Origin of the sequence: Bulleidia sp. zg-1006 (assembly GCF_016812035.1) — a bacterium.
In the GTDB taxonomy this organism is placed as follows: domain Bacteria; phylum Bacillota_I; class Bacilli_A; order Erysipelotrichales; family Erysipelotrichaceae; genus Bulleidia.
Genome location: NZ_CP069178.1, coordinates 482,783 through 506,106 on the forward strand (window position 1 = coordinate 482,783; position 23,324 = coordinate 506,106).

Below are 23,324 nucleotides of genomic sequence, written 5' to 3' on the forward strand. Positions count from 1 at the left end.
AGTTAAAAAGGGGATTTATGTTTAGAACAAAAAAAGAATTTAAGAAAGAATTTGAGAATGCGTGCTTGGTGATTATTGGTAAGGATTTTGAAGATTGTTCCACCGAGGAAAGATACTTTGCGCTAGCAAAGTTAGTTTCTAGCCAAGTCAGTGAAATGCATACACAAAAGATTAGTCATAAGAAAATCTATTATTTTTCCATGGAGTTTCTAATTGGTAAACTTTTAGAAAATTATTTAATGAACTTAGGTTTAACCAAGGTTGTTTCTGAAGGCTTAGCGGATATGGGAGAATCCCTAGAGGAGTATTTTGAGATTGAAAAGGATCCGGGATTAGGAAATGGTGGTTTAGGAAGATTGGCTGCTTGTTTCATGGATTCTTTAGCCGCCTTAGGTTATGAAGCAGAAGGCGTTGGTATCCGATATCGCTTTGGTCTTTTCAAGCAGAGAATTGAAAATGGTCAACAGGTCGAAGACCCGGATAACTGGTTAGAGAAAGACTATCCTTGGGAAGTCAAACACCTAGAGGCGGCGGTTCCGGTGAAGTTTGGTGGTCGAGTTGAAAAGAACTATGACGGTAGTGAAATGCATTATCAATGGCTACCAGAAGAAACCATCTTAGCAGTTCCTTATGATATTCCGATTGTTGGTTATGATGGTAAACAAGTGAATACATTGCGCATGTGGTCAGCTAAACCAATGGAAGAAGGCTTTGATATGGATGCTTTCAACCGTGGTGATTATGCGAAAGCGAATAAGCATCGTGCGGATGTACAAGCTATTACCGATATTCTTTATCCAAATGACCATTCTTTATCAGGTCGGGTTTTACGCTTAAAACAGGAATATATGTTTACAGCGGCAGGTATTCAGGATATTGTGAATAGCTTTAAGAAACAATATGGCAATCATTGGGAACTCTTTAGCCAAAAAGTAGCGATTCATACCAACGATACCCATCCAGCTGTTAGTGCACCGGAATTAATGCGTGTTTTAATGGATCAAGAAGACTTAGGTTGGGATTTGTCTTGGAAGATTGCTACAGAAAGTATTTCTTATACTAATCATACTATCTTACCAGAAGCGTTAGAGAAGTGGCCAATTGATATGTTTAGAAATCTATTGCCACGCTTGTATGATATCATCGAAGAAATCGATCGACGCTATCGCGATAGTCTTGATAAGAATGTGCCTGGTTGGCAAGAACAGCTTAAGAACACCGCTATCTTATGGGATGGTCAAGTGCATATGGCTAATCTTTCAGTGATTGTTTCTCATCATGTGAATGGGGTAGCGGACTTGCATACAGAAATTTTAAAGAAGATTGTCCTTAAAGATTTCTATAGCTTAACACCGGAGAAGTTTAACAATAAAACCAATGGTATCAGTCACCGTCGTTTCTTTGTCCAAGCTAACCCCAGTTACCAAAAGTTGTTATCCGAAACGATTGGAAATACTTGGATTCATCATCCAGAAGAATTAGAAAAATTAAAGGATTATGAAGAAAAAGCTTCTTTCTTAGAAAAGGTAGAAGCTAGTAAAAAAGAAAATAAGCTTCGTTTAGCGAAATACATCAAGAAAACAACCGGTATTGATGTTCATCCAAATTCTATCTTTGATGTTCAAGTGAAACGGTTCCATGCTTATAAGCGTCAATTATTGAATGTGTTAAAGATTATGGATTTGTATAATCGTTTATTGGCAGATCCTAATTTCCATATTCATCCTGTCACATTTATCTTTGCAGGAAAAGCGGCTCAAGGTTATGCCTTTGCGAAGGATGTGATTCGTTTGATTTGTTCAATAGCGGATGTCATCAATCGTGATAATCGTGTCAATCGTATGATGAAGCTTGTCTTCATTCCAAATTTCTCGGTTTCTAATGCACAATTGATTTATCCAGCCGCTGAAATTTCCGAACAAATCTCAACTGCCGGTATGGAAGCTTCGGGAACTGGGAATATGAAATTCATGATGAATGGGGCAATCACATTAGGGACTTTGGATGGTGCCAATGTGGAAATTTCCCAATTGGTTGGTCCGGATAATATCAAGATTTTCGGCTTAAAAGCAGATGAAATTGAGACGATGAAGAGTCAAGGCGGCTATTTAGCTTGGACGTTATACCATGAAAATAATCGCATTAAGAAGGTATTAGATCAATTAATTGATGGTACGTATAGTCATTTATCGGGTGGCTTTGATTTAATCTACGATAGCTTACTAAGGGATAACGATAGCTTCTTTGTATTAAAAGATTTTGAAAGTTATGTGAATGCGTTTGAAGAGTTAATTCGGGTGTATGACGATAAGAAGACTTGGTGGAAGATGTCCATTCATAACACCGCTTACTCAGGGTATTTCTCAAGTGACCGTACTATTGAGGAATACGTTAAGGAAATCTGGGAACTTTAATCAATAAAATAATTAGGAGGGGACTATGAAAAGAGGAAAAGATTGTATTGCGATGCTGCTGGCGGGAGGTCAAGGTAGTCGTTTAGAAGCTTTAACAAAAGCAACCGCAAAACCGGCTGTATCTTTTGGAGGAAAGTTTAGAATTATTGATTTTTCTTTATCCAATTGTGCGAATTCCAATATTAATACGGTTGGTGTTTTGACTCAGTATCGTCCTTATGTATTAAATAGCTATATTGGTAGTGGAAGTGCTTGGGGCTTAGATTCAAAAGATGGCGGTGTTTCGATTTTACCTCCTTATGCGACAGAAAGTGGCGGTTCTTGGTACGAAGGAACAGCCGATGCGATTTATCAAAACTTGGAATATATTCGCTTATATCATCCAAAGTATGTTGTGATTTTATCGGGTGATCATTTATATCGTATGGATTACCAAAAGATGCTGGATTTTCACATTCATAGTGAAGCGGATTTAACCATTGCGGTGAAGTCTGTCCCACTGGAAGAAGCTTCTCGTTTTGGAATTATGTCCACAAATAAGAGTGGTCGTATTACTAAGTTTATGGAAAAACCAGAACATCCTGAATCAAATTTAGCTTCCATGGGAATTTATATTTTTAATGCCGATTGCCTAGAAAAAGCTTTAATTGAAGATCATGAAAAAGAAGATTCTGAACATGATTTTGGTAAGAATATCATTCCAACCTTACTTAAGAATAAAGGACGCTTGTTTGCGTATGAATTCTCCGGTTTCTGGAAAGATGTCGGTACTATCCCCAGCTATTACCATACAAGCATGAATCTTTTAAGTAAGCATCCGGAGCTAGACTTATACGATCGATCTTTTCCAATTTACAGTAATGAGGAAGTCAATCCTGCTCATTATATTTCTAAGGATGCGGATATGCACAATTGTATTATTGGTAATGGAACAGAAATCTTCGGTAAGGTGCATCATTGTATTTTAAGTAGCGATTGTTACATTGGGCAAGGAGCTGAGGTAACGGATTCAATTCTTTTACCGGGTGCTCGTGTTGAGGAAAACGCTATTGTAACCCGTAGTATTATGGGAGAAAATTCAGTTGTGAAAAAAGGGGCTAGCCTTGGGGCTGAGAAAGGTCGCATCACGGTTATAGGTGATGCTCAAGTTATTGAATAGGAGGAAAAGGAATGGATAACGTAATTGGCATTATTTCAGCGAATTTTAGTACACCCGAATTGGAAGATTTAACCAAAGATCGCACAGTGTCCGCTTTACCCTATGGTTCACGCTATCGTTTGATAGACTTTACTTTATCAAATATGACGAATTCCGGTATTAACAGCGTGGGTATTATTACTCCTTATTCCTATCGTTCATTATTAGACCATATTAGTTCAGGTGAATATTGGAATTTAACGAAGCGTAATGGTGGTTTATTTATATTGCCTGGAGTAGCGTATGGACCTAATAATAACCAATCTCGTTTGGTTCTTCGAGATATTCGTAGAAATCTGGCCTATTTGAAACGTTCTCAAGCGGAATTTGTGTTAATCACTTCCAGTGATGTGATTTACAACATGAATTATCAAGGAATGATTAACCAGCATAATGAATCAGGGGCGGATGTTACTTTGTTGTACAAGCTGGCTTCTAAGAATATGCCGGGATCTACAAAGATTGAATTTAAGAAGAACCGTATTGTGGATTTGGATCGTAATGCTGAAAAGGGCGATGCTATGTTAATACCAACGGTTGTCATGAGTCGTAAGCTACTTTTAAAAGTTCTCGATTGGTATGCTCATGTGGATTATATGGATTTACTAAATTTCTTGAGTAACAATGTTAAGAATTTGCGGATAGAAGGCTATTGCTTTAATGGCTATGTACATTCGATTTCCTCCATTAGCGACTACTATCAAGCAACGATGGACTTATTGAAGAATGATATTCGTCATGAATTATTTTCAAAGGAAAATCCAATTATGACCAAGGATCGTGATCGTGCTTCAACACGTTATAGTGAGGATGCGGAAGTTTCAAATTCTTTAATACCAGCTGGCTGTGTGATTGAGGGAACGGTTGAAAATTCAGTTTTATTTAGAAATGTACGAGTTGGCAAAGGGGCTGTCATTCGTAATTCTATTATTCTACAGTCGTGTGTGATTGAAGAGGGTGCGAGTATAGAGTATGCTATTCTTGATCGACGTAATGTCGTAACAAAAGATAGTGTTTTAAAGGGAACAGCTAAGAATTTATTGGTATTAGCTAAAAAAGGAGATTAAAAACGATGAAAAGAGATGTGCGTGTTTTGTTTGCGTCGTATGAAGCGACTCCCTTCTTACAGATTGGCGGTTTAGGTGATGTGGCTGGATCATTACCATTGGCTTTAAAAGAGAACAATTGTGATGTGCGTGTGATTTTACCAAAGGTTTCTGCTATTCCAAGTGAGTATGTGGAGAAGATGAATCATATTTGTGAATTTCAAGTGCCACTAGGCTGGCGTCAACAATATTGTGGCATTGAAGAATTAACGTACAAGGGACTAACTTGGTACTTTGTCGATAATGAATATTACTTTAAACGTGATGGTGTTTATGGTTATTTTGATGATGGCGAACGTATTGCTTTCTTTGCAAAGGCGGTTGTTGAAGCTATTCAATATTTAGATTTTGAGCCGGATGTGCTTCATTGTAATGATTGGCATACCGCTTTATCGCCGGTGTTTTTAAGAGAATTTTATCGTGGAGTTGAAAAGTATGATCGTATTAAGACTGTCTTTACTGTTCATAATTTAAAATTCCAAGGACAAATGTCAGATTATGTTTTAGGTGATGTGCTTGGCTTAGCGGATATTCCGGCCGCGGCTAGTCAATTACGCAGTGATAAAGATTCGATTAACTTTATGAAAGGGGCTTTATCGTATAGTGATGTTTTAACAACGGTTAGTCCAAGCTATGCTAATGAAATTCAATCCATGGAATATGGGGAACATTTAGAAGCTATTTTTCAAAGAAGAAATTCGATTTTGCATGGTATTTTAAATGGTATTGATACATCGGTTTATAATCCAAAAAAGGATTTTTGGTTGGTAAAGAATTATGATGAAAAAGACCTGAGGGCTAAGGCAGAATGTAAGAAGGCTCTTCAAGAAGAAGTGGGCTTAGAAGTGAATGCGGATAAACCGTTAGTCGCTATTATTTCGCGCTTAACAAGACAAAAAGGCTTGGATTTGGTGGTGAATAAATTATCAGAATTTATGAAACATGATATTCAATTATTGGTTCTGGGCACAGGGGATAAGGATTATGAGGATACATTAAAGTATTATGCGTTAGAATCTAATGGTAAAATTTCAGCTCAAATTCGTTTTGATGAAGGATTGGCTCATCATGCTTATGCGGGGGCAGATATGATGCTTTTGCCATCTTTATTTGAACCATGTGGTCTAACCCAGATGATTGCTCAGGCTTATGGAACTTTACCTATTGTTCGTGAAACTGGGGGATTAAAAGATTCGGTTGTTCCTTACAATCAATTTACCGGCGATGGCGATGGTTTTAGCTTTGCGAATTTCAATGCAGAAGAAATGTTTGGAACTATCCTAAATGCGGTGGATGTGTACTACAATCATAAAGAAGAATGGATAAAGCTTATGAAGCAGGCAATGGAAAAAGACCATTCTTGGCGTTCATCAGCGAAGCGATATGCTGATATATATTATGGTTTGTGTCCTGAATTAAGCCGAGTAGAAGAAGTAAAGAAGAAAGTTGTAAAAGAAAAAAAGGTTGAGAGACCAAAGAAGAAGATTGTATTGAAGAAGCGAAAATAACATTTATGGAAATATTGCATAACACACGTCAATTAGAGTTTCGTGATCCTTTTGGGGCAATACCAGTGGGAAGTCAATTGAAACTAACTTTAAGGGTGAAAGATATCACCGTCAAAAAATGTGAATTAAGAACCTGGGTAGATGGTCAGGGTGAACGATTGATTCCAATGGAAGTAGATGAGAATGGATTTCATCTACTTTTTCCCTGTCCAGAAAAGGCAATTGTTTGGTATTGCTTTCAATTAACATTAGAAGACAATTCTATTCTCTATTATGGAGCAAGGCAAGGGTATCGAGGGGGCATTGGTCAGATTTATACGCATGAACCACCATCTTTTCAATTAACGGTTTATCAGCCTCATCCAGTCCCGGATTGGTATAAAAAAGCGGTTGTCTACCAAATTTTTCCCGACCGTTTTTATCGTGGTAAGGATTGGCAAGAGTTAAGCAACAAGGCTTTAAGTAAGCAAAGAAAAGGTCCGGGACGTTATTTAGTAAAGGATTGGGATGAATTGCCTTCCTACGACAAAGATGAACAGGGGCGTATTAAGAATTGGAGTTTTTATGGTGGAACGCTTTCTGGTATTCAAGAAAAGCTTCCTTATCTAAAGGAATTGGGTATTCAAGTACTTTACCTAAATCCTATTTTCGAAGCAGCTAGTAATCATCGTTACGATACAGGGGATTATCGTCATGTGGATGAAATGCTTGGGGGCGATAAGGCTTTTTCTTCGCTTATCGAAGAAGCGAAGAAATATGGTATTTCAATCATTTTAGATGGTGTATTTAATCATACCGGTTGTGATTCTTTATATTTTAATCGTTATGGAAATTATGCAGAAGTGGGTGCTTATCAATCAGAGAAATCAAAGTATCGGGATTGGTTTCAATTTAAAAAGGATGGTACGTATGGTTCTTGGTGGGGTGTCGATGATTTACCGGCCGTTCATCAGGATAATGAAGCCTATCGACAGTTTATTTGTCGAAATAAAGATAGTATCATTCGTAAATGGTTAAAAGAAGGTGCTAAAGGTTGGCGCTTAGATGTAGCGGATGAATTGAAAGAAGATTTCTTAGTGGAAATTAAGAAGGCTGTTAAAGAAGCCGATGATGATGGTCTTTTGATTGGTGAAGTTTGGGAAGATGCATCGAATAAGATTAGTTATGGAGAGTTAAGGCATTATCTTTTAGGTGATGAGTTGGATGGAGTGATGAATTATCCATGGCGAGATGGCATTCAAAATTTTCTTTTAAATCAGATAAGTGCTTACGACTTATGTGAAATCATTACATCTATTCAAGAAAATTATCCTTTAGAGGCTTTACAAGCTAATCTGAACATGATGAGTTCACATGATTCGGTTCGCTCTATGACAAGGCTTGGCTGTGCAACAATGAATTTAAGTGAAACGGAAAAAGGTCATTATCGCCTTTCTTATGAGCAAAGACAAGTAGCTAAGTCACGAATTTGGTTGATGTTATTACTGCAAATGACCTTGCCCGGTGTGCCATCTATTTATTATGGAGATGAAGCTGGCTTAGAAGGCTTTGAAGATCCTTATAATCGGGCTAGTTATCCTTGGGGTCATGAAGACCAAGATGTGTTAACGATGTATCGAAATGCGATTTCCTTAAGGCATTGTTTCGATGTTTTTCAAGATGGTTGCTTATCTTGTTTTAGTGTGAATGAAGATGTTTTTGGCTATTATCGTGAGAATAGGAAAACAAAGTGTGTTTTTTTGGTGAATCGTAGTTCTTATCAAACTCATTCTTTTGAAATTGAGGCTAAGTCTTTGCATGGGGTGGATTTATTAAATGGAGATAGCTTTATCTGTGAAAATAGTAGGCTGAAGGGACAGTTATGGCCAATGCAAGCCAGGTTGATTTCTTTTTCAAATGAAAATTTTCATTTAGCAAAGAGGATGGAAAGGGGACAAGGTGTTTTAGCGCATATTACTTCTATTCCAAATACACAAGGACAAGGAACAATTGGAAAAGAGGCAGAAAAGTTTATTGATTTTTTAGCAACTATGAAACAAACGTATTGGCAAATTTTGCCAATTCATCCAACGGATGAGTATGGTTCTCCTTATGCCGGTACATCTGCCTTCGCTACAAATATGGCATTATATCCAAAAAGTGAAGAGGAATTACGAAAGGAATTTTCATCTTTTAAAGAAACAAAGGATTATAAGTTGTTTTGTGAAAAGGAATCGTATTGGCTGGAGGATTATGCGCATTTTATGGCATTACGAAAGGATTACCCAAATCTTCCTTGGCAAAAGTGGATAAAAGAAAAGAAGGGAATTTTTAAACGTTCGCTTCAAAAAGAGGCAAAGTTCCATAAATTTATGCAGTATCGTTTTATGGTTCGCTGGCTTGAATTGAAGGAATATGCTCATGCAAAGGGAATCCAAATTATTGGTGATTTACCAATGTATGTGTCACAAAATTCAAGCGATGTATATGCTCATCGTGATTTATTCACCATGGACCAAGAGGGAAATTTATTGGCAACGGCTGGTGTTCCCGGTGATTATTTTGCGAAAGAGGGACAGCTTTGGGGTAATCCTTTATACAATTGGGAAAAGATGGAAGAAAACCAGTATGAATGGTGGACACAACGGTTAAAGCGTTGTTTTGAATTGTATGATTATGTACGCTTGGATCATTTCCTTGGCTTTGATGCATATTGGGTTATTCCAAATGGCAAGCAAGCAAATGAGGGCTATTGGAAAAAAGGTCCGGGCTATTCTTTCTTTTCTAAAATGTATGAGAAGTTTGGAGCTTTGCCATTGATTGCGGAGGACTTGGGTAGTTTGACGGCTTCTGTCAGAGCCTTGGTTAATCAAACTGGTTTTATGGGTATGGATATTCTGCAGTTTAGAAATGTGGATCCAAATGAAGACTATTCATCGGTCTATGGGAAGATTAGTTATACCGGAACGCATGATAATCAAACTTTAATTGGTTGGTGCCAAAGTCGTTATCCAAATTGTGATGCTAGAGCAATGGCGGATTCTTTGCTGAATAAAGTGATAAAAAGTGATGCGAATGTTCGCATAATTCCTTTACAGGATCTTCTTCATTTGGATGATCAAGCACGAATGAATCAACCGGGAACGATTGGTAAGAATTGGCAATGGCAAGCCACTAATGAACAATTAGAAGCACTCATTTCGGAAAAAAGATGAGTGCTTTTTATGTAATGAATAAAAAATTCTAAAATCATTTAAATTCTTACTAAATTGTTGTTAAAAAGGCTTTGGAAATAAGGAAAAGCCAAATCAGATAAAGAAGCCAACAAACCCCAAGAATAAGTAATAGCCATAACATAAGTTCTTTGGGTATGGTTGCTATGAAATGAAAATGGGAATGATAAATTGAAAACTTCTCCTTCCTTGTAGTGATGCGTTTTTATGTTTTAAGGTAAAAATGGTATAGTAGTCCTATGAAAAAATGGTTAGCGGACACAAATACATGGATGAAAGCTTTCTTTCGTTTTTTAAGTATGAGTATTGCTTTATATCCGGTTTACACACTTTTTCTAAAAAATGTTTTGACCTATTTCTTTCGCCAAATCATTCGCCATTCTGGCTATTATGTTTTAAATAAAGAAAATCTATTGCATATTGTGAAACAACCGGTGATGGTTATCGCTATCTTGTTTTTTGCACTAGTGGCTTGTGCCATTATCTTTTCAGAGTTTTCTTTATTACTTTATTCAGTGGTGGATGAGCTGCATTGGGATCAATTAAAAACCTTCTTTAGAGAAAGAATTTGGTCTAAATGCAAACAACTATGTAGCCCGGAAATCTTTCTTTTTCTGTTATATTTGGCACTAATGATACCTTTAGCAAATTTGGGTTTGAATTCTAGTATTCTGGCAAAATGGAAAATTCCTGATTTCATTGGTAATGAATTCATGAAAAGTAAAGTGGGTATGTTAGGCTATGGTGGTCTTTTGGTATTAGTTGCTTATATCAATTTAAGATTATTGTATTTTATACCTTTGTTTAGCTTGACTAAAAGAGGTGTGAAACAATCACTTGTGGATTCATGGCATAAAACAAAAGGGAAAACACTGCTTCATATGGCCTATATTATTTTATATTTTATTGTTGCGGCGATTGTGTTGATTGCGATTTCGGCTTCTTGTGCCATTCTTTTTAGCAAATGGGATCCAATGGGAACTTCTTTAGTGAAAGAAAGTTTATTCTTTTCTATTTTGACAGGTGCTCATTATGCGGTAGACATGGGTTTGAAGTTTGTTTTAATTATGTTGATGGTTCAAATCCATGAAAAATCAGCGGAACGAAAGATGAGACCACTTTATCAAAATATTCGTTTATGGGTAGTCGTGGCGGGGATTATTTCTTTATTTGTGACAGGGGGTATTCAATTATTTTTATTAGAAGATCAACCGACAGCTTTAAAAATTTCTCATCGAGGCGATAGTGCCAGCTATGTTGAGAATAGTTTAGAGGCTTTAATATCTGCTAGTAAAAAGGGAGCTGACTTTGTGGAAATGGATGTGTTAATGACCAAGGATAAGCAATTTGTGGTCTTTCATGATCGAACACTAAAGCGCATGGCAAATTTAAATCAAAAAGTATCGGAATTAACATTAGAGCAGCTTCAGAGATTAACCATTCGCAATGAGGCTGGACAAACTAGTCGTATTCCAAGTTTAAAAGAATACATCGAAACATCAAATGCCTTAAATCAAGCTTTATTTTTGGAATTAAAGCCAGAGAAAAATAAGGTACATGAGTACATGCAGGCTTTCATCAAGCAATATCAAGCCTTGAAACCATTAGAAAAAAATCGTTTGATTTCATTAAATCTTGTTGCTTTAATGGAAGCGAAAAAGGAAATACCATCCATTCAAACCGGTTATATCATTCCTTTCCAATTAGGATCTTTAGAGGATTATCCTGTGGATTTTTATGTGGTTGAAGAATTTAGTTATAACTATTTGTTTGCTCTATCCGCTAAGAAACAAAAGAAACAAATTTTTGTTTGGACCATCAACAAAGAAAAACAAATGAAAGAATTATTATTCAAGGGGGTAGATGGTATTTTAACCGATGATATTTCCACTCTTTCTACCATTATTAAAGAAATGATGGAACAAAATTATTACAAAAAGGCACTTCAGTTAATGGAAGTGAAAAGTTAAAAAGAGAAGTTTTTAAGCTTCTCTTTTCTTTCCTCTATAAGCAACACCGACAAAATCAGGGCCAACATGACTGGCAATGGTTGGACCAAGGCTCATAATAATCACTAATTCCGGTTTTAATCTTGGATACATGGTTAATAATTCTTCACGTAATTTTTGTACATCTTCTAAACAATCGGCATGAATGAGAGCCAATTCTTCTTGGTAAGTTTCTTCGCTAAAGTCTTGTCCTACCCATTCTAATAACTCCTTTAAGCAACGCTTTCTACCACGTACCGTGCGCATGGAAACTAAGGAGCCAAACTTATCTAAATAAATAAGCGGTTTAATGGATAGTAATGAGCCAACTATGGCGGAAGCGTTGGATAAGCGCCCCCCTTTTCTTAACCACTTTAAGTCTTCAACCATAAAATGATGCACATATTCTAAAGCGTGTTCCTTTGCCCATTGCACACATTCTTCATAGGAAGAACCGGTTTCTTTTAAATGAACTAAGTATTTAAGCAATAGTGCTAAACCAGAAGTGACGGAATAGCTTTCAACCATTTGAATGCGAATATTAGGAAATTCAAGGGAGACTGTTTCAATCGCTTTTTCAGCATTATGAATGGACTTCGATAAAGCCCTTGTCATATCCATAAAAAGAATATCTTTTCCTTGTTTCGCTAAATCACGGAAGAATTCTTCATAAGCATATTCAGAAATTTGTGATGTGTTTGGCTGTATACCAGAACGCATGGCATTAAATAAACGACTTTTCGACTCTTCACTACAATCATCCACATAAACTTGATCATTTAGTGTATATGAATAAGAGATAAATGGAATCTGGTGTTCTTTTAGATATTCGATAGGTAGGTCAGCTGTTGAAGTTGTAGCAATCATAAATTCTTTCATAGATAACCTCGATTCTTTCTTATTATTCTAGCATGTTCATTTTGCAAGAAACAAATTTTCCCCATCCAGAATGTTTCATTGACAAGAAAAGATGGTAAGTATAGACTAACTATTGTTAGATCTGACTAACCTGAGGAGGATGTAGATTATGCCATTAATTTTTGGTGATATTGCCCAAATATACACAATCAAAAAAATTGGTGGTGACGCTCATACACGAAAACACCTTCAGGATTTAGGATTTACCCAGGGCACTAATGTTCAAATTATATCGAAGAACAGTGGAAATCTCATTGTTAAAGTGAAGGAAACACGGGTTGCTTTGGGTGCCTCTATGGCAGCGAAGATTTTGATATAGGAGGATAGAATGACGTTAAAGGAAGTAGCGGTTGGCGAAAAGGTTGTCATCAAGAAACTTCATGGACAAGGCGCTGTGCGTCGTCGTATCATGGACATGGGCATTACGAAAGGAACAGCGGTTACAGTTCGTAAGGTTGCTCCATTGGGAGACCCCATTGAATTGACAGTGCGCGGGTATGAATTATCCATTCGTAAAAAGGATGCAGAAATGATTGAGGTGGAAGTATGAGTAAAAATAAAGTTGTGATTGCTCTTGCCGGAAACCCAAACAGTGGAAAGACCACTCTTTTTAATTCGTTGACAGGAGCGAACCAGACGATTGGTAACTGGCCGGGAGTTACGGTAGAAAAGAAAGAAGGTAAGCTTAAGAAACACCATGATGTGATTATTGAAGACTTACCTGGTATTTATTCTTTATCGCCTTATACATTGGAAGAAGTTGTTTCACGTAATTACTTAGTGAAGGAAAAACCATCGGCTATTTTAAATATCATTGATGGAACAAATCTTGAACGCAATCTATATTTAACTTCGCAATTAATGGAACTTGGTTTACCGGTGGTTGTGGCTGTGAATATGATGGATTTGGTTGATAAGCAAGGCGATAAGATTGACCTAGCTTCTCTACAAGCACAATTGGGTTGCCCGGTAGTACCAATTTCAGCTTTAAAGGGAACTAATGTTCCGAAAGCGATGGAAGTTGTATTAGAAGCAGTTAAGAAGAAGGAATTACCAACCATTCATCGTTTCACGGATAAAGTCGAAAATTTTTTAACCTCTTTAGAAGAACAATTGGTTTCAATTCCATCGGAACAAAAACGTTGGTATGCGATTAAGTTATTTGAAAAAGATGAAAAAGTTTTAGAAACAATTGATTTCAGTGCTGAACAAAAGCAAGAAATATTGACTGAGATTGAAAAGCTGGAAGCTGAATTGGGAGATGATAGTGAATCTATTATCACCGATGAACGTTATAACGATATTACTAAGTTATTATCCGGTATCTATAAGAAGAATAATTCAGAAGAAAAGAGTATTTCTGATAAGATTGATACGGTTGTTACCAACCGCTGGTTAGGTTTACCAATCTTTGCCTTGATTATGTTTATTGTTTACTTCTGTTCGATTCAAACATTTGGTACAAAAGCAACAGACTGGGTAAACGACGGCTTATTCGGTGATGGTTGGTTCTGGTTAGGCAAAGGTCGTGCTGAATTTGATGAAGCTAGTGCTAACTTCAGTATGGATTCAGAGGCGAAAGAAGCTTTTGAAAATGAGGCTATTGAAAAAGGTTTGATGAAAAAAGAGGGTGAGGAAGTTAAAGTTCTTGACCAAAAAGCGCTTGAAAAATTCACTGTTTCGACAGAAGTGCATGATGAATCTGGTAAAGTGGTTGAAACACGTGCTGTTGACTTCAAGACTTATGAAAAATATGCAGCTGAAGAAGAACCGGATGCCCATGACTTCGGTCCATATCAAGTTGGGTTACCGGTTATTTTAGGGGATTTCTTAAAGAGTATTCATACATCAGAATGGGTACAAGGCTTAGTCTTAGATGGTATCTTAGCTGGTGTTGGTTCAGTTCTTGGTTTCTTACCACAGATGTTAACATTATTCTTCTTCCTTGCTTTCTTAGAAGGTTGTGGATATATGGCGCGTATCGCTTTCGTGCTGGACCGCCTATTTAGAAGATTTGGTTTATCCGGTAAGAGTTTTATTCCGATGTTAGTTGGAACAGGATGCTCGGTTCCAGGTATTATGGCTTCGCGTACAATTGAAAGTAATCGTGATCGTCGTATGACAGTTATGACAACTTCCTTTATGCCATGCTCGGCGAAGTTGCCGGTTATTGCTTTGATTTCAGGTGCTTTCTTTAAGGAATCCGGTTTAGTTGCAACAAGTTCTTATTTCTTAGGTATTGCAGCGATTGTTGTGTCAGGTATCATGCTTAAAAAGACAAAACGCTTCGCAGGTGATCCGGCACCATTTGTAATGGAATTACCTGCTTATCATTGGCCAACACCATCTTATATTCTTCATTCAATGTGGGAACGTGGTTTTTCTTTTGTTAAGAAGGCAGGAACAATTATCTTCCTAGCTTCCGTCTTCATTTGGCTAACATCTCATGTTGGCTATACAGCCCAAGGATTTGCGATGGTCGAAGAAGCGGATTCTCTATTGGCTATGTTTGGCAATGCTGTGAAGTTTATCTTTGCACCACTTGGCTTTGGCGATTGGCGTGCCGCTGTTGCGACAGTGACCGGTTTGATTGCTAAAGAAAACGTTGTATCCACAATGGGTGTGCTTTATGGAGCAGGGGAAGTCAGTGAAAATGGTTGGCAGATTTACCAATCCATGAATGCGGCTTTCTTTGGTTCAGCCTTAGCGGGTTACTGTTTCTTAGTGTTCAACTTATTATGTGCCCCATGTTTCGCGGCTATCGGAGCGATTCGTCGTGAAATGAATGACGTTGGTTGGACTTGGTTTGCGATTGCTTATCAATGTGGTTTTGCCTATGTAGTAGCCTTGATGATTTACCAATTTGGTTTAGCTATTCAAGGGAAGATGAACATGGCAGGTTTCATTGTTGCCGTAGTAATTGCGGCAGCTATGTTGTATCAGTTGTTTAAGCCAATGAAGAAACACGTAGTTGTTGAATAAAACCTAAATTAAAAATAAATGATAGTTGAACTATCTATATGACTATTAGTTAGGTGCTTGAATGGTTCTAATTAAGGATTGATTTCTATTTTTGATAGGAATTAATCCTTTTAATTTTAAGAAAATGAAATGAAACAAGAATAAGGCAGTATGGAGGGTCTTTGGGGAATTTACTGCTATTGGATTGTTAACAATAGAAAAACTTCGATTTAGGAGTTTTCGGCAACATAAAAGTAGTAGCCGGCAATCATTTGCCAGCTACTACTTTTCTATGAACAAGACGCTTTGTATTACGCTGTTTCATCTTTTCTTGAACTTCTTTCATCGCTTCTTTTTGATTTAAGATAACCGGAATGATGATTGGTGTTCGTTTGGTTTTTTGGAATAAGAAGGGCTCTAAAGAAGACTTAATGCAAGATTTGATTTCACCAAAGGTGGTTCGATTTTGCATGGTCTTTTTAAGGGCTTCATAAACCACTAACTCCGCTTCCTTTAATAAAGTGTGCGAATCTTTGATGTAGACAAAGCCACGCGAAACAATACTTGGGCGACATAGAATCTTGTTGTAACGAGAGTCAATGGTCACAATTACCGATACCAAGCCATTCTCAGCTAGAATTTGGCGATCCTTAATAACGGAAGTACTCAATCCGGAAATATCATTTCCATCCACATAAATTGCATCGGTATGAACCTTTTCATTGGCAATAAAGGCTTCATGATTTCTTAAAACAACCACATCTCCATTGGTACAAATGAAACAATGGTCTTCAGGAACACCGGTTAAAACAGCGGTACGGCAATGTTCTACAAGCATCTTATATTCACCATGATTTGGCATAAACCACTTTGGTTTAATCAAATTCAACATTAACTTTTGTTCCTCAACCGGAGCATGACCGGTGGTATGAAAAGAAGTCAAAGGTGAATTGGTGACAACGTTAGCACCAACTTTGGTTAACTGGTTGATAACCTCGCCAACCGATTGACCATTGCCGGGAATTGGTGAAGAAGAGAATAAGACAGTATCCCCGGGAAGAATCTTAATGAAACGATGAGAGCCATTCGCAATACGACTTAAAGCGGCCATTGGTTCACCTTGTGAGCCGGTACATACAATACAAATACGATTAGCCGGTAAAGTATTCAATTCATTGCCGGAAATAAAACTTGATTTAGGAATGTTAATAACCCCTAACTCACGACCAATTTCAACCACATTTTCCATAGAACGACCAAAGACCGCAATCTTTCGATTACAAGCAACCGCCGCTTCCAGAATTTGATTGACACGCAAGACATTTGAAGCAAACGTAGACACTAGTAGACGACCAGGGGTTTTCTTCATTTGTGAAAGGATAGCTTTAGCGACCATTCTTTCTGAAATAGAAGAACCAGGTACCGAGGAATTGGTGGAATCCGATAACAATAAATCCACACCAATTTGACCAATGTAAGCCATCTTTTGAAAATCAGACGGTTTGCCAACAGGGGAGTAATCAAATTTAAAGTCTCCGGTTTCAACAATACGACCATTTGGAGTATTAATTAAAACACCCAAAGAGTCCGGAATAGAGTGCACTGTATCAAAAAAACCAATATTGAAATATTTTGTATTGATGGAAGAATCAGAATCAATTTCAATAATTTTACAAGCTCTAGTTAAACGGTGTTCTGCTAGTTTCTTTTCAATCAAACGCTTTGCAAAACGAGGAGCGTAGATTTCTTTTAGACGAATGGTTTTTAAGAAGAAAGGAATACCGCCAATGTGATCTTCATGACCATGAGTAATGACCATAGCCTTAATTTTATATTGGTTTTTCACTAAATAAGAGAAATCAGGGATGACATAATCCACACCTAATAATTCGCTTTGAGGGAATAAAACGCCACAGTCAATAATAATAATTTCATCATTATGTTCCACACAATACATGTTCATACCGATGGCACCTAAACCGCCCATCGCATAAACCATCGTATCTGTTTCATGACGGATGGATTTTGAATAGTCTTCATTTTGAATTACTTTTTTATAAGTATTTATTCTTCTTGGATATCTCATTTTTGTTTCGGACATAAATTAATTAACTTTCTAGATGACTAATGCGCCATCAACTTTTTTCATAGGATTTTTCTTGTCAATACGATCGTAGAATAAACGACCATCAAAGTGATCCAATTCATGTTGTAAAACAATCGCTAAATAGCCTCTTGCACGAATGGAAATCATCTTATCACTAGCTAAATCATAGGCTTCTACCGTTACTCTTGCTTTACGAACCACATAACCCGGATGATCATTAACAACGGATAGGCAACCTTCTCCAGAACTTAAATAGGCCGGTTGAGCACTCTCGCTAACAATCTTAGCGTTGACTAACATATATTCATAATGCACAAGCTCACCATTTTTATCGACATCATCGACAACAACTGCCATCATACGTTTCGGGACACCCACTTGAATAGCACTAATGCCAACCGCCGGTCTTAAATTGTATTTTTTCGCTTTTTCTTTATCCGTTGAATCTTTGACATATTGCAACATATCACGCAATAAAGAAGCATCTTTCTCACTTAAAGGAAGTTTCACTTTTTTTGATTTCGTTCGGATGATAGGATCACTATCTTTGACGATGGTATCATTATTAATCAACATAAAAACCTTTACCTCAATTCCATTGTAGCATTTAATTTATTTTATTAAATAAACGTAATTCTTTTCGTGCTACTATTATAACATGAGTATGAAAAAGAAAAGAAGAATGTTGCCATATTTTTATCGTGTTCCAAAAACGGTGGATTTTATCATTCATCTTTGCGTGATTGGTTTGATGATTTTTGGCTTAATTGCGATTGTATCAGCTTCTATGGGCTTGGTAAATGGTAATAATAAAAAGTTAATTGGTATTGCCGGCAAACAGATTGTGTTTTTAATGGTTGGTTATATTTCTATGTGTTTTATGGGCAATCACTTTCGCCTTTCTTTTTTGAAAACAAAAGCGTTCAATACACTGATTATAACAACGATAGTATTATTGTTTGTACCTTTGGCTTTTAGTGCGGCGGGTGGAGCGAAAGCTTGGATTCGTCTGGGTCCTGTGACACTTCAACCATCGGAATTCGCAAAGATTGTAACGATTTTAATCATGGCTCGCTTTTTAGGAGATAATCGAAAAAGATACCATAGTACCTTTGAAATGTTATTAAGACCATTTGGCTATGTGTTAGCGATTTGCTTGATTGTGGCATTACTAGAGAATGACCTAGGATCGGCTTTGATTATCTTTATCATTTTTTCCGTTATTCTCTTGATTCCAAAACATCCGCAGTTAAAAGCAGTGCAACGCTTCTTTAAGATATCGTTTTGGTTAGGTATTGTGGCAGGATATGGTTTGTTGTATACGGGCTTTGGGGAAAGAATTATTTCTTCGGTTATAACGGGATATAAGAAAGCTCGTTTTACAGCTATGTTTAATCCCTTCCATGATACCTATGGGGTTGGTTATCAGATTATCAATGGTTTGGTTTCCTTTGCGACCGGCGGTTTAAAGGGTAGAGGGATTGGTCAATCGATTCGTAAATACACCGACTTTCCAGCTGTTAATACTGATTTTATTCTAGCTGTTGTGGTTGAGGAAGTCGGGATGATCGGCTTTGGCTTTTTAATGCTATTATATGGGGCTATTCTATTGCAACTATTCCGCTATGCAATACGTATGAAGAGTGAAGCGGGAAAGATGATTTTAGTGGGTACAGCGATGTATCTATTGGTTCATATGGTCTTTAATATTGGTGGAGCTACGGGATTAATTCCTTTGACGGGTGTTCCTTTATTGATGATTTCCGCAGGTGGTTCAAGTACATGGTCATTTATGACCTGTATCGGTATTTCACAAGCGATTATTTCACAAGTAAATAGAGGAGAAATCCAATGAGAATTATCGCTGGAGAATTTCGTTCAAGACCAATTGAAGCACCCAAAGGAATGAAAACCAGACCAACGTTAGACAAAGTAAGAGAAGCGGTTTTTTCTATCATAATGAACAATGTTCCGGAATCTTCTTTTTTGGATTTGTATGCCGGAAGTGGAGCGAATGGCTTAGAAGCTTTATCAAGAGGAGCTAAAAGGGTTGTATTTGTCGAAAAAGACCGTCATGCGCAAAAAATTATTCAAGCCAATATTGTCTCATTATCTTTGCAAGAAAAAACAAGCTTATTGAAAATGTCAGTGCAACGGGCCTTAGATGTTTTAAAAGGTCAAAACTTTGATTTGGTGTATATGGATCCTCCTTATGCCAAGCAAGAAAATGAACAGGTCATTCAATTATTGATAGAAAAAGACTTATTAAACTTAGATGGTGTCATCGTGGTAGAGGCAGATCGAAACGATGCTTATGCTGAAACAATAGGCAAAATGAAATTATGGAAAAAGAAAGAATATGGAGTTAGTCAACTCTTGTTTTATCGAAAGGAGAAATGATGAAAGCTTGTTATCCAGGAACTTTTGATCCAATTACGAATGGTCATTTAGACATTATTGAAAGAGCGAGTAAGATGTTTGAAGAACTCGTGGTACTCATTATGGATAATCCTCGTAAGAAATGTACCTTTAGTGTTGAAAAACGAAAAGAAATGATTGAAAAGAGTTTAGCGGATATAGGTCATCCCGTAAATGTTCGGGTAGAAATTGGCTATGGTTTAACGGTGAATTACGCAAGGCGTTTAGGTTGTGGAGCGATTATTCGTGGTATTCGTGCAGTTTCGGATTATGAATATGAGTTGCAACAAGCCACGGCTAATTTAAGCTTGGATGATGAAGTTGAAACATTATTCTTTATTGCTCGACCAGCCTATTCTTTCTTAAGTTCTTCCGTTTGTAAAGAAATTGCGATGAATGGCGGAAAGCTTTATGGCTTTATTCCTTCCCCGATTATTCAAGAAGTGATGGATGAACTCTATATTCCAGTTGAGGAGCTTTGATGAAGTGGGGGATTTTAGGCTCAGGGAATATTGCTAAGTGTTTTCTCACAGCAAAGGTCAATGAAGTTGTAGCGATAGCTGGTCGAAACAAAGAAAAATCGTTATCTTTGCAAAAAGAGTTTTCCATTCCTGTTGTCTATGATAGTTATGGTGAACTGATAAAAAGTGATGTGGATGCGGTGTATATTGCTTTACCACATGGGTTTCATTATAAATATGCTTTAGAGGCAATGGATGAAGGGAAAGCCGTTCTTATTGAAAAACCAATGGCTTTAAATGAATGGGAAGTGCAATCCCTAATTCTAAAGGCAAAGGAAAAGAATGTCTTGCTCATGGAAGCTATGAAAACTCGTTATTTTCCGGCTTATCAAGAATTAAAGAAAGCCTTAAAACAAGGTATTATTGGTGAACTACAATCCATACAAGTCTCTTTTTGTTCACAAGTAGAGACCTCTTTCTTTAAAAAATCTTATCTAAGTGATGCCATTCAAGGTGGAGTGCTTTTGGATGTGGGTTGTTATGTCTTGAATTATTTGGTGGATTTATTGGGGACCAATATTCCCTTAAAGAAAGTGGATGCTTGCTTTAAAGAAGAGGTGGATGTGGACGTGTTAGCTATATTTGAAAGGAGTGGTGTTTCCTTTCAAATGGAACTCAGTCTTGAAAAACCATCTACTCGTTTCGCTATTCTTAAAGGAAATGAAGGAATGCTTGAAATACCGAATTTCCATCGCCCTAATCATTTCATTTTAAAAAAAGGCAAAGAAGAAAAGGTCTTTGAATACCTTTATGAGGGTAATGATTTAAGTGCTGAGATAAGAGCTTTTGAAAAAGCTTATGCCCTAGGTCTAAGGGAAGAAGCTTGTATGCCATGGTTAGTCAGCCAACAAATTGCTCATGAATTAGACAGGGTGAAGGATGCTTTCACAGCCGATCCAGATGCTTCCGTTTATCGTATGTAAACAGATTTCTAAGGAGGTCTGTTTTTGTTTGTGGGGAATCGTGAGTGAATTTTAAAATAAATGAGAAAAGATTGAAAAATGCGATTAGAAGAAATCTATCTCTTGGTCTCATTTTTGTTCTTCCAAAGGTCACTCATGTCTGATGAAAAAATATTTAGAAAGTACATATCCACTTAGCATTCTAAAGGTATCTAATAGAATATCCTGCTTCTTTTAAAGCAAAAATGAAAGAAATTAATCTTAGACCTCGTAAATGCTTTTATAATATCCAGTAATATGGTAAAATATTCACATAAAGGGAAAGGTATACAATGCTGGTTACTTGGGGAAACTAATTTCACAAGAGTGTGGCTCTTGGAATCTTTAGCTTTCTATTTGGTAGTATATAATTATAATTACAAATCAGATGAGTTATGAGCTTTAGAAATTAGGATGATTATTGGCAAAGCTTGTTATCAGGCTTTGCCAATAATTTTAGTGTCCAAACTTAATTGTAGAAAAAATAAATGGTATTAAAAATTATTAAAAATGAGCTAAAAAGAAGTTTTAAATATAAAGAAAAAATAATATTGAATTATTTTTTTATTATCATAATAGTTTATGCTGAATTTTCTGTTTATACGGGTCTTTTAAAAAATGAAGAGAGTAATCTGATGTCATATTTGGTGATTGCCAATGTCTTAAATAATTGCTTGCTTACAAATAGACTTCCAAATTTTATACATTTATTAAAAAAGGGAGAAATATCCAAATATTATACTTTTCCAAAAGAAATATGGGAAATTATCGTACTTGAAGATATTGCAACTTGTATTGCTGGTTTTGCAGAGAACATATTATTTTTAATTTTGTTAATGATATTTTTGCAAATTTCATTTTTAAGATGTGCATTTTTTTTGGTATCTATTTTTTTGAGTTTATTGCTGAGTGTATTTGTGGGCGAATGCTTCTACTCGTTATCTTTACCGTTAAATAATCACTCTGCTTCCAAAGCACTATTAAACGGTGTTAGTGGTATTTTATCTGGTGGAATCATACCCTTAAAATATTTGCCACAGCAATTTATAAAGATTTGTTATTTTACTCCATTTGCATTTTTGGTTGATGGACCAGTTCAAGTTTTATTATATGAAAAAAAAGAAATTATTATTTTTCAACTAATTTGGTGTAGTGTGCTTGCGCTAATATCATACTATTTGTTTAGGATATTATCTAATAAAACTGAAATATATGGAGGATGAAAATGAAAAAAACATTAATGTTGTACCGTGCAAGTCTAACTGGGCAGATAAGTTACAAAAAAAATATGATTCTGGAATTAGTGATTTGGTTTATTTATTCAATAATTCCTTTAATTGCTGTCAATTTATTTTTGAAAGGAAGTGTTGCCAGCAATAATAATGTATCTATGCTGGTACATTTTATGTATGGTTCTATTTTGGTTGCTTATAATTTTGCTAGAATGTTTGCAAGAGGCTTAGATAATTATCAGCAATTATTATTTTCTGGAGATTTAGATATCTATTTTACAAGGCCACTATCGATAATATATCAAGTTATAATTTCGGAAATATTTATCAGAAGAATTTCGGGTATCATTGTTGGAATAATATCTATATTAGAAAGCTATAGGCAAGGGTTTGAGTTATCTATTATAGCTACATTATATTTGATATTAATTTTGGGGATAACTTATATCGGGTTGATGTTAATTGCAGCATCTATATTAACTATAACGACAGAAGGGACAATGCTAGCTAGTATTTTAGTTGATTCAAGTGCTAATATAGGATTTTATCCAACTACATTATTAAAAAATCCAGCTAAATTTATATATACATTCATCGTCCCAATTTATTTTTGTCTATATCTGCCAGTAGATTTGATTAGAAATAGTGATATTGTTTTTTTAGGGTATATATACCCATTTTTCACAATGGTATTAGTGAATCTAATGGGTATATGTATGTTTAATTATATGTTATTAAAATATCAAAGCAATAATAGGTAAAAAGATGTAAAACAAATTTACTAAATATTCAAATTTAGA

18 protein-coding genes are annotated in these 23,324 nt (G+C 36.2%); 15 read left to right on the forward strand and 3 right to left on the reverse strand.

Going from position 1 to position 23,324, the window contains the following annotated elements; translation table 11 throughout:
* Window positions 1–17 precede the first annotated feature (17 nt).
* The 6 genes from JOS54_RS02510 to JOS54_RS02535 all read left to right on the forward strand — a co-directional run bounded on the left by JOS54_RS02510 (window position 18) and on the right by JOS54_RS02535 (window position 11,408).
* Entirely contained in the window at window positions 18–2,414 is a 2,397-nt protein-coding gene (locus tag JOS54_RS02510; RefSeq protein ID WP_203245501.1) for a glycogen/starch/alpha-glucan phosphorylase, read from the forward strand.
* A gap of 25 nt (window positions 2,415–2,439) precedes the next feature.
* Window positions 2,440–3,573, forward strand: a complete 1,134-nt coding sequence (locus JOS54_RS02515) for a glucose-1-phosphate adenylyltransferase (RefSeq protein ID WP_203245502.1) — start codon at window positions 2,440–2,442, stop codon at window positions 3,571–3,573.
* A gap of 11 nt (window positions 3,574–3,584) precedes the next feature.
* The gene (glgD, locus tag JOS54_RS02520; protein WP_203245503.1) at window positions 3,585–4,679 is read left to right on the forward strand and encodes a glucose-1-phosphate adenylyltransferase subunit GlgD; all 1,095 of its coding nucleotides are present in this window, start codon (window positions 3,585–3,587) and stop codon (window positions 4,677–4,679) included.
* Window positions 4,680–4,684: 5 nt separating this feature from the next.
* Window positions 4,685–6,226 carry a glycogen synthase GlgA gene (gene glgA / locus JOS54_RS02525; RefSeq protein ID WP_238928366.1) on the forward strand — a complete coding sequence of 514 codons (1,542 nt, stop codon included), beginning with the start codon at window positions 4,685–4,687 and terminating at the stop codon, window positions 6,224–6,226.
* Window positions 6,227–6,231: 5 nt separating this feature from the next.
* Window positions 6,232–9,420, forward strand: a complete 3,189-nt coding sequence (locus tag JOS54_RS02530) for a 4-alpha-glucanotransferase (protein ID WP_203245504.1) — start codon at window positions 6,232–6,234, stop codon at window positions 9,418–9,420.
* A 257-nt stretch (window positions 9,421–9,677) separates the two neighbouring features.
* Window positions 9,678–11,408: a glycerophosphodiester phosphodiesterase gene (locus JOS54_RS02535; RefSeq protein WP_203245505.1), complete on the forward strand. Its 1,731-nt coding sequence runs from the start codon at window positions 9,678–9,680 to the stop codon at window positions 11,406–11,408.
* A 12-nt stretch (window positions 11,409–11,420) separates the two neighbouring features.
* Here JOS54_RS02535 and JOS54_RS02540 read toward each other — a convergent pair whose 3' ends face one another.
* Complete coding sequence (locus JOS54_RS02540; protein WP_203245506.1) at window positions 11,421–12,305, reverse strand: DegV family protein; 885 nt, start codon at window positions 12,303–12,305, stop codon at window positions 11,421–11,423.
* 148 nt (window positions 12,306–12,453) lie between these two features.
* On the opposite strand from JOS54_RS02540, the gene JOS54_RS02545 reads away from it, so the two are divergent.
* Genes JOS54_RS02545 through JOS54_RS02555 form a run of 3 tightly spaced genes read left to right on the forward strand, consistent with a single transcriptional unit; the run spans window position 12,454 to window position 15,326 of the window.
* Window positions 12,454–12,663 (forward strand): FeoA family protein, encoded by a 210-nt coding sequence (locus JOS54_RS02545; RefSeq protein WP_220281704.1) that lies wholly within the window; start codon window positions 12,454–12,456, stop codon window positions 12,661–12,663.
* 9 nt (window positions 12,664–12,672) lie between these two features.
* Complete coding sequence (locus JOS54_RS02550; RefSeq protein ID WP_203245507.1) at window positions 12,673–12,894, forward strand: ferrous iron transport protein A; 222 nt, start codon at window positions 12,673–12,675, stop codon at window positions 12,892–12,894.
* Window positions 12,891–15,326, forward strand: coding sequence for a ferrous iron transporter B (locus JOS54_RS02555; RefSeq protein ID WP_203245508.1), 2,436 nt, complete (start codon window positions 12,891–12,893; stop codon window positions 15,324–15,326). The genes JOS54_RS02550 and JOS54_RS02555 overlap by 4 nt, the downstream gene beginning before the upstream one ends.
* Window positions 15,327–15,573: 247 nt before the next feature.
* Here JOS54_RS02555 and rnjA read toward each other — a convergent pair whose 3' ends face one another.
* A complete protein-coding gene (rnjA, locus tag JOS54_RS02560; RefSeq protein WP_203245509.1) occupies window positions 15,574–17,406 on the reverse strand; it encodes a ribonuclease J1 in 1,833 nt (610 codons plus the stop codon).
* 15 nt (window positions 17,407–17,421) lie between these two features.
* Window positions 17,422–17,988: a peptide deformylase gene (def, locus tag JOS54_RS02565; RefSeq protein ID WP_203245510.1), complete on the reverse strand. Its 567-nt coding sequence runs from the start codon at window positions 17,986–17,988 to the stop codon at window positions 17,422–17,424.
* A gap of 88 nt (window positions 17,989–18,076) precedes the next feature.
* On the opposite strand from def, the gene JOS54_RS02570 reads away from it, so the two are divergent.
* From JOS54_RS02570 to JOS54_RS02595, 6 genes are all read left to right on the forward strand, one after another.
* Entirely contained in the window at window positions 18,077–19,267 is a 1,191-nt protein-coding gene (locus JOS54_RS02570) for an FtsW/RodA/SpoVE family cell cycle protein (RefSeq protein WP_238928367.1), read from the forward strand.
* Window positions 19,264–19,812 (forward strand): 16S rRNA (guanine(966)-N(2))-methyltransferase RsmD, encoded by a 549-nt coding sequence (gene rsmD, locus JOS54_RS02575; RefSeq protein ID WP_203245512.1) that lies wholly within the window; start codon window positions 19,264–19,266, stop codon window positions 19,810–19,812. Before JOS54_RS02570 ends, rsmD begins: the two co-directional genes overlap by 4 nt.
* On the forward strand, window positions 19,809–20,312 hold the full coding sequence (gene coaD / locus JOS54_RS02580; RefSeq protein WP_220281695.1) for a pantetheine-phosphate adenylyltransferase: 504 nt from the start codon (window positions 19,809–19,811) through the stop codon (window positions 20,310–20,312). The genes rsmD and coaD overlap by 4 nt, the downstream gene beginning before the upstream one ends.
* Window positions 20,312–21,274, forward strand: a complete 963-nt coding sequence (locus tag JOS54_RS02585; RefSeq protein WP_203245513.1) for a Gfo/Idh/MocA family protein — start codon at window positions 20,312–20,314, stop codon at window positions 21,272–21,274. Before coaD ends, JOS54_RS02585 begins: the two co-directional genes overlap by 1 nt.
* Window positions 21,275–21,780: 506 nt before the next feature.
* Window positions 21,781–22,515 carry a hypothetical protein gene (locus tag JOS54_RS02590; RefSeq protein ID WP_203245514.1) on the forward strand — a complete coding sequence of 245 codons (735 nt, stop codon included), beginning with the start codon at window positions 21,781–21,783 and terminating at the stop codon, window positions 22,513–22,515.
* 2 nt (window positions 22,516–22,517) lie between these two features.
* A complete protein-coding gene (locus tag JOS54_RS02595; RefSeq protein ID WP_203245515.1) occupies window positions 22,518–23,285 on the forward strand; it encodes an ABC-2 family transporter protein in 768 nt (255 codons plus the stop codon).
* The last annotated feature ends 39 nt before the right edge of the window (window positions 23,286–23,324 follow it).